Annotated in this window: 5 protein-coding genes and 1 pseudogene; 1 reads left to right on the top strand and 5 read right to left on the bottom strand. The window is 37.7% G+C overall.

Going from position 1 to position 7,213, the window contains the following annotated elements; all coding sequences use genetic code 11:
* Positions 1-179 precede the first annotated feature (179 nt).
* From ENL20_02130 to ENL20_02140, 3 genes and pseudogenes are all read right to left on the bottom strand, one after another.
* The gene (locus ENL20_02130; protein HHE37353.1) at positions 180-881 is read right to left on the bottom strand and encodes an aminoacetone oxidase family FAD-binding enzyme; all 702 of its coding nucleotides are present in this window, start codon (positions 879-881) and stop codon (positions 180-182) included.
* A 54-nt stretch (positions 882-935) separates the two neighbouring features.
* Positions 936-1,493, bottom strand: a pseudogene (locus tag ENL20_02135) (aminoacetone oxidase family FAD-binding enzyme).
* A gap of 170 nt (positions 1,494-1,663) precedes the next feature.
* On the bottom strand, positions 1,664-1,867 hold the full coding sequence (locus tag ENL20_02140; GenBank protein ID HHE37354.1) for a hypothetical protein: 204 nt from the start codon (positions 1,865-1,867) through the stop codon (positions 1,664-1,666).
* Positions 1,868-2,321: 454 nt separating this feature from the next.
* On the opposite strand from ENL20_02140, the gene ENL20_02145 reads away from it, so the two are divergent.
* Positions 2,322-4,853 (top strand): leucine--tRNA ligase, encoded by a 2,532-nt coding sequence (locus tag ENL20_02145; protein HHE37355.1) that lies wholly within the window; start codon positions 2,322-2,324, stop codon positions 4,851-4,853.
* 305 nt (positions 4,854-5,158) lie between these two features.
* On the opposite strand, the gene ENL20_02150 is transcribed toward ENL20_02145, so the two are convergent.
* Positions 5,159-6,463: an ABC transporter permease gene (locus tag ENL20_02150; GenBank protein HHE37356.1), complete on the bottom strand. Its 1,305-nt coding sequence runs from the start codon at positions 6,461-6,463 to the stop codon at positions 5,159-5,161.
* A gap of 208 nt (positions 6,464-6,671) precedes the next feature.
* The coding region (locus ENL20_02155; protein HHE37357.1) for a DUF4162 domain-containing protein at positions 6,672-7,213 on the bottom strand (542 nt) is incomplete at its 5' end.

Raw genomic sequence — 7,213 nt, forward strand, 5'->3', positions numbered from 1 at the left:
ACTTAAGACGAAGTCTTGAGTTAAGTTGACTGGCATCAGCGGATTAGAAAACTTAAATCAAGCCAGCTAAAGCAAACTTAATTCAAGTTTTCAGTAATTCCGGTGGTTTTCGTTCAAGCACTATTTAGGATTATAATGTATTTAATTACAGTAAGTTATAGAAATATTTTTTTATTTGATCAGCAAGATTTTCCTGCGGCAAATCCGGTACTCCAGGCAATCTGCAGATTAAATCCGCCTGTATAAGCATCGACATCGATAATCTCTCCGGTAAAGAATAGACCTTTCACCAGTTTTGATTCCATTGTTTTGGGATTGATCTCATTCACATCTACCCCGCCGGAAGTAATTATCGCTTCTTTTATTGGTCGGAATTTCTTTAGTTTGATTGTGAGATTTTTCAAACAATGAATCATTTTTTTGCGATCTTCTTTTGTGAATTGATTTGCCTGCTTATTTCCATCGATATCTGATAATTCGAGAATTACCGGGATCAATTTTTTTGGTAAAAGCAACTTAAGGACATTCTCTATTTTCTTCTTGGAGTTGGTTTGGAAATCTCTTTGTATTCTTTTGTCAAGTTGGTCAGTTGTTAATGCCGGTTTCAGATCGAGAACCAAAATGTGATTATCGATCTTTCGAACATGTGAACTTGCCGAAAGAATGAGCGGACCGGAAACGCCAAAATGAGTAAAAAGCATTTCCCCGAAATCTTCATGAACTTTTTTATTATGTTTGTCAATAATCCGAATCGTTACATTTTTCAAAGATAAACCTTGCAGAGACCTTACGGACTGTGTCAGGCTTTTGACTGATGGTTGAGTCTGCGAAACCTCCGTACTGGTCGATATTTTCAAAAAGCTGTTTTGGGATTCAACCATTGCGAAGGTCTTAATTTCCTTCGGAACTCTTAACCATTCGCAAGGTTTCAGAAACTCTTTTGCTTCGATTGGAACAAGCGACGGTTTGAACGGAACTATTCTGTGTCCGAACTTTTGAGCAAATTTGTATCCATCTCCGGTTGAACCGGTTCCGGGATAGGATTTTCCACCGGTTGCAATGATTACAGTATCGCAGGTTAGAATTTCATTGCCGGTTATTGTGATTTCAAATTTATTGGATATTTTATTTATCTTCTTAACTTTGTTATGTAGAATTTTTACTTTATTCTTTTTCAGGAAATTCTCTAAACAGGATACGATATCAGAAGCCTTATCCGATTTTGGAAAAACCCGGTTCCCTCTTTCGGTCTTTGTTTCCAAACCAAGTTTATGAAAGAATTCTATGGTATCATAAGCAGAAAACCGATAAAAAGCATTGGTCAGAAATCTACCGTTGATTGGAACATTCCGGATCAAATCAGGAACTTCGCAATTGTTTGTCAGGTTACATCTGCCTTTTCCTGTAATTAACAGCTTCTTTCCCAATATTGGATTTCTCTCGATCAAGGTTACATCCAATCCTCGTTCCGCAGCAATTCCGGCTGCTATCATTCCGGATGCTCCTCCGCCGATGACAATTATTTGTTCGATTTCAATCTCCTTTTTCAGCAACGAACAATACAAACAAAACGAACTATATTAATCTTTTCTAATTCTCTTCAGTGTTTTTCAGTTTTAAATTTTCACAGACAATCGGAGGACCTGCGGACATTCCTATGTTTTCACTTTTTGAAAAACATCACATACAGTGGTCGGATTGAGACAATAATCAATGCTAAAATATAAATCCAGTAATCCAAAGTGATAATTTGAGGAATAAGTTTTATCAAAATGATCATAACCAACATCGCTGTTAATTGTGCTAATTTAATATCAAAAATTGAAAAAAATTTGATCCTTTCATTAAAAAATTTAATCATTCTCATGATAACCTCCTTTCCAGAATGAAACTTGCTAAATTTTAAAAAATTTGGCAAGTTTTTTTTCCGTGGGCAAGTTTTTTCTAAAAATATTTGACCAAAATAAATCCATTTCAATTCTGACACCAGAAAAAGAAGGAGGAATGGAAATGTTTGAAATATACTTTCATAAAGGTTTCATGTTTGAAAGTTCGAAAATATTTCCCATCCATCACCTTTTACTCCTCGTTTGAGGAGATATTACATTTTCAATAACCAAACTCGTTACCATATTCAGTATCCCCATCGTCCCGATGGGAAATTATAAAAATCATTAACTCATTATTTTTTAGTGGGATAAAAAAAGTTTTAAAAATACGCCGATCATGGTGTTGCGAAAAAATCAACAGGAACTTTCCGATTCTTATTTGAGAGAATGCCTTTGATAGAAGCTTCGGAAAGGAGACAAGAGGAGAAAATTATGGAATATCCATTCAATGAAATAGAAAAGAAGTGGCAAAAAATCTGGCAGGAAAAGAAAATTTTCCAGGCTGAAGATAATTCTCAAAAACCAAAATATTATGTTCTTTCCATGTTTCCATATCCGTCGGGAGCACTGCACATGGGACATGTTTCCAATTATTCCATCGCTGATGCGATCTCACGCTATAAAATGACACAAGGTTATAATGTCATGCAGCCGATGGGATACGATTCCTTTGGACTTCCAGCAGAAAATTATGCTATCGAACATCATTCACATCCCCGGCTGTCAACTGATGAAAATATTGAAATCATGCGGAAACAATTCGATAGTATTGGTTTTGGACTTGATTGGGAACGGGAAGTCAGCACCTGCCACCCTGACTATTTCAGGTGGGGACAATGGTTCTTCAAGAGAATGTATGAGAAAGGACTGGTTTATAAAAAATCATCCTTTGTAAACTGGTGTGAAAGTTGCCAGACAGTTCTGGCAAATGAGCAGGTTGAAAACGGAACCTGCTGGAGATGTGATTCAATCGTACATCAGAAAGAATTGGAACAGTGGTTTTTTAAAATTACGGATTATGCGGAAGAATTACTGGATTTTTCCAAAGTTATTGATTGGCCCGAAAGAGTTAAAACAATGCAGACCAACTGGATCGGGAAAAGTCATGGAACCGAGATGTGGTTCAAGCTGGAGAATTCAGAAGAGATCATCAAAGTGTTCACGACAAGACCGGATACGATCTTTGGTTGCACCTTTATGGCTCTTCCTCCGGAACATCCGCTCGTTTCGGAATGGTTGAAAAATGAACCGAAAAATTCCGAGATCATTAAATTTTGTGATAAAGTCATGAATGAGGATAAAATTTCCCGTTCCGCAGAAAATACAGTAAAAGAAGGAATTTTCAGCGGAAAGTATGCTTTGAATCCCGTGAATGGCAAACGAGTCCAGATCTGGATCACGAATTATGTTTTGATGAATTATGGAACCGGAGCTGTGATGGCTGTTCCTGCTCATGATCAGAGGGATTTTGAATTTGCTAAAAAATATGACATACCGATAATTGTAGTTATTCAAAATAAAGAAATGGATCTTGTGCTGGAAGAAATGACTGAAGCTTACACCGAATCCGGAATCCTGGTAAATTCGGAACAATTTGATGGAATGAACAGCATCAAATCCCAAAAAGCGATCACGGACTGGATGACAGAAAACAAAACCGGGAAAGCAACAATAACCTACAGACTCCGGGATTGGGGAATTTCCCGTCAAAGGTATTGGGGAACTCCCATTCCCATTATTTATTGTGATAAATGCGGAACTGTTCTTGTTCCTGATGAAGATCTGCCTGTAACTCTACCGGAAAATGTTCAACTTGGGAAAACAACTCAAAATCCTCTTCTTTCAGTTCCTGACTGGATAAATACAAAATGTCCGAAATGCGGAGGTCCGGCAAAAAGAGAAACAGATACAATGGATACTTTTGTGGACAGTTCCTGGTATTTTGCCCGTTATACTGATCCTAAAAATGAGCAAGAACCTTTTTCCAAAGAGAAAGCAGATTTCTGGCTTCCGGTTGATCAATACATCGGAGGGATCGAACACGCTGTCATGCATTTGATGTATGCGAGATTTTTCCATAAATTCATGCGTGATATCGGAATCGTACAATCCGACGAACCTTTTGCCAGATTGTTGACCCAGGGAATGGTCACCAAAGACGGAGCAAAGATGTCCAAATCAAAAGGAAATGTGGTTGATCCTGAATATATTGTCGATCGTTACGGAGCAGATACGGTGCGAGTGTTTATGCTTTTCGCTTCTCCCCCGGATAAAGATGTAGAATGGAATGACGAAGCTGTCAAAGGTGCATTTCGCTTTCTGAATCGTATCTGGAGGTTGTTCGAGGATAATCTGGAAATCCTGCAAATAGCCACGAAAAAGCACAAAAAGGCACAAGAAAATAAGGTAACCACGAATTTACACGAATTTACACGAAAAGAAAATTCGGAAATTTCTGCTGAAATAAAAAATCTTCGCTACAGCACTCACTTCACGATCAAGAAAGTGCTGGATGATATCGAGAACAGGATGATGTTCAATACAGCAATTGCGGCTATTATGGAACATCTGAATAATGTAACTGCGATCAAAGAACCGATTGCTCTTTCCGAAAATGAAAAAGAGATTTTTGCAGAATCATGCATCATCATTCCTCGGCTGCTCTATTTCTTTGCTCCGCATCTTGCAGAAGAGTTGTGGCACAAGATCGGGAATGAAAAACTCGTTCACGAAACAGGTATTCCTGAATATGATCCGAAATTTCTGGTCAGGGATGAGATAACTTATGTAGTGCAGATCATGGGAAAAATCCGCGGGAAGCTTTTGGTTTCTCCCACAGTGTCAGAAAATGAAATAAAGGAAAAAGCACTGGAACTGGAGAATGTCCGGAAATATATCGCGGGTAAAGAAGTTAAGAAGATCATAGTTGTTCCGAAGAAACTGGTTAGTATTGTGGTGAAATAACTTCCGAATGTGCGAAGCTCTTCGGAATGTTATTTTCTCTCAAATACTACCACGAGTCTGATCGCAGGATATATCCCCTCTCGATAGGGGTGTCTGCCCAATCGCGAGCGGTAAGGCAAGGTGTGTAAAAATTACCACCATATGATTAGAAATAGATTTCTGTCGCTGAAAGTCATTTTTTATTCTCGTTCAGAAACTCCTGTTTGGGAATAAGCAGAATATCAACTTGGCAAGTTGATTTACATTAGAAATTCGGATTTAGAAATTTTCTCCTATCTACCTTCTCCTTTCTCCCATTTCCATTTTTACTTATACCTTATCCATTTGATTGCTTCTTTGATCGAAGGTTTCTTTCCATACATAAGAATTCCAACGCGATATATTTTAGCAACGAATTTCACGATCAGAAAAATAGAAATACTCATCGTGATAAGAGAAAGATAAGCTCCGCTGGGTATCATCGGATCGCTGACCGCAATTCTCGAAAACATGACAACCGGAGTAAAGAACGGAATCAGGGATGACCAGAAAGCAGCAGTTGTATCTGGATTACGGGCAACAGAGATCATAATGAAAAATCCAACCATGTTCAGAATAATGATCGGAGCGAGAAATTGCTGTCCTTCATCTTCCGTATTGACCATGGAACCGATCGCTGCGAAAATACTGGCATAAAAGATATATCCCATAAAGAAATAAATGATCATAAAACCGAACACGACCGGAGAAAATTCAAGGTTACGCAAGATATTGAGAAATTCAGAGCCACTTACTCCGGCTTTCACTAATATTGGTTCTCCAAATTTTGCTACAAAAAATATAAAGATACCGATCGTCAGCATCTGAGTAATACCGAGTAAACAGATCCCGAGCATTTTTCCCAGCATAAGTTCGATCGGTTTGATGGAAGAAATGATGGTTTCGGTTATCCTCTGACTTTTTTCTTCGATCACGCTGCGGGTAACTGTTTGTCCGTAAATGATGATAAATAGAAGGAGCATATATGACAGAATATAGGTCAGCAGGAAATTTGCTCCTCCGTGCTTACTGACTTCCCCTTTTTCCGTAACCTGATGACTGATGAGCGAAATCCAACCGAGTGACATTTCTTCCCTGATCTTCTCGGAAGAAAATCCCAGGTTTTCTAACCGAATATTACCAACTATCCTGGATATTGTTCTTTGCAGTTCTCTCAATTCTTCGTAATCACTGACATTTCGTGCTGAATATTTCACTTCCCTTGATTCGAGAATATTTTCCGGAATGACAAGATAACCATAAATTTCTTTTTTAATAACTTTATCCTGCAATTCTCTGGTTATTGTTTCGATGTCTTCATAAAAGGCTTTAACTTCTGTGAATCTATATTTCGGTTCACCATTCTTCAAAGTGTCGGGAAGCATTTTCACCATTTCATCATAAATCTTTCCTGTTTGATCGATGACATGGAAATGTCTGGTCGAGGGTGCAAAGAATTTGGAAAAAATAAACATCCCGCCAAACAGAAAAATGATTATCAAAGGGAAAAGCAAAGTTCCGATGATAAAACCTTTTGTCCTTACTCGTGTAAAAAATTCTCTTCCGATAACTGCAAAAACTTTTTTGTTCATTTGATTCTCCAAAAATCCTGCGTCTCCGCAGGAGACGAATTATCTCCCAATTAATTTCAAAAATCCTCTTAATTTCCCTTTTAAAAGGGAAAAAGAAATGGTTTAAAGGAAATACTTAAAAAATATTAACTGTCCATTTACTCAAGTCCATTTTCGCTTTGCTCTGATGAGCTCGAGTCTTTTTAAAAGAACAACCAGGCTGGTTGATTTACTTTCCCACAGATTCAATAAAAATATCATTCAATGATGGTTCAACAATTTCAAATTTCTGTATTGAAATGGAATTTATGATCTCATTCAGGAATTCCTGCGGATTTGCCTGCGGTTTGAGTTGAACTTCTACATAATTCCCGAAATTATCGAATTTCAGGATTTTATCCGACTTCATCAGGAAATCATCATTACCATCATATTTAAGAACTATATTCCTTTTCCCAAAACTTTCTTTAATTTCCTTCAGTTTCCCGGAAAGGATATTCACTCCTTTATTTATGAGCATGATCTCATCGCAAAGCTTTTCAGCATTTTCCATTAGATGAGTGGAAAATATGATAGTCGTTCCTTTCTTTTTCAATTCGAGGATTATTTCTTTGATCAGGTTCGTATTTATCGGATCGAGCCCCATAAAAGGTTCATCAAGAATTAGAAGCTTCGGTTTATGAATGATCGTGCCGATGAACTGCAGTTTCTGCTGCATTCCTTTGGAAAGTTCCTCGACCTTTTTCTTTTTCCAATCCATCAGGTCAAGTC

The organism is Candidatus Cloacimonadota bacterium, assembly GCA_011372345.1.
GTDB lineage: Bacteria > Cloacimonadota > Cloacimonadia > Cloacimonadales > TCS61 > DRTC01.

Excerpts from the sequence above, each read along its gene's own strand:
- ENL20_02145 (HHE37355.1), top strand. The coding sequence starts at position 2,322 with ATGGAATATCCATTCAATGAAATAGAAAAGAAGTGGCAAAAAATCTGG.
- ENL20_02130 (HHE37353.1), bottom strand. The coding sequence starts at position 881 with ATGGTTGAATCCCAAAACAGCTTTTTGAAAATATCGACCAGTACGGAG.
- ENL20_02150 (HHE37356.1), bottom strand. The coding sequence starts at position 6,463 with ATGAACAAAAAAGTTTTTGCAGTTATCGGAAGAGAATTTTTTACACGA.
- ENL20_02140 (HHE37354.1), bottom strand. The coding sequence starts at position 1,867 with ATGAGAATGATTAAATTTTTTAATGAAAGGATCAAATTTTTTTCAATT.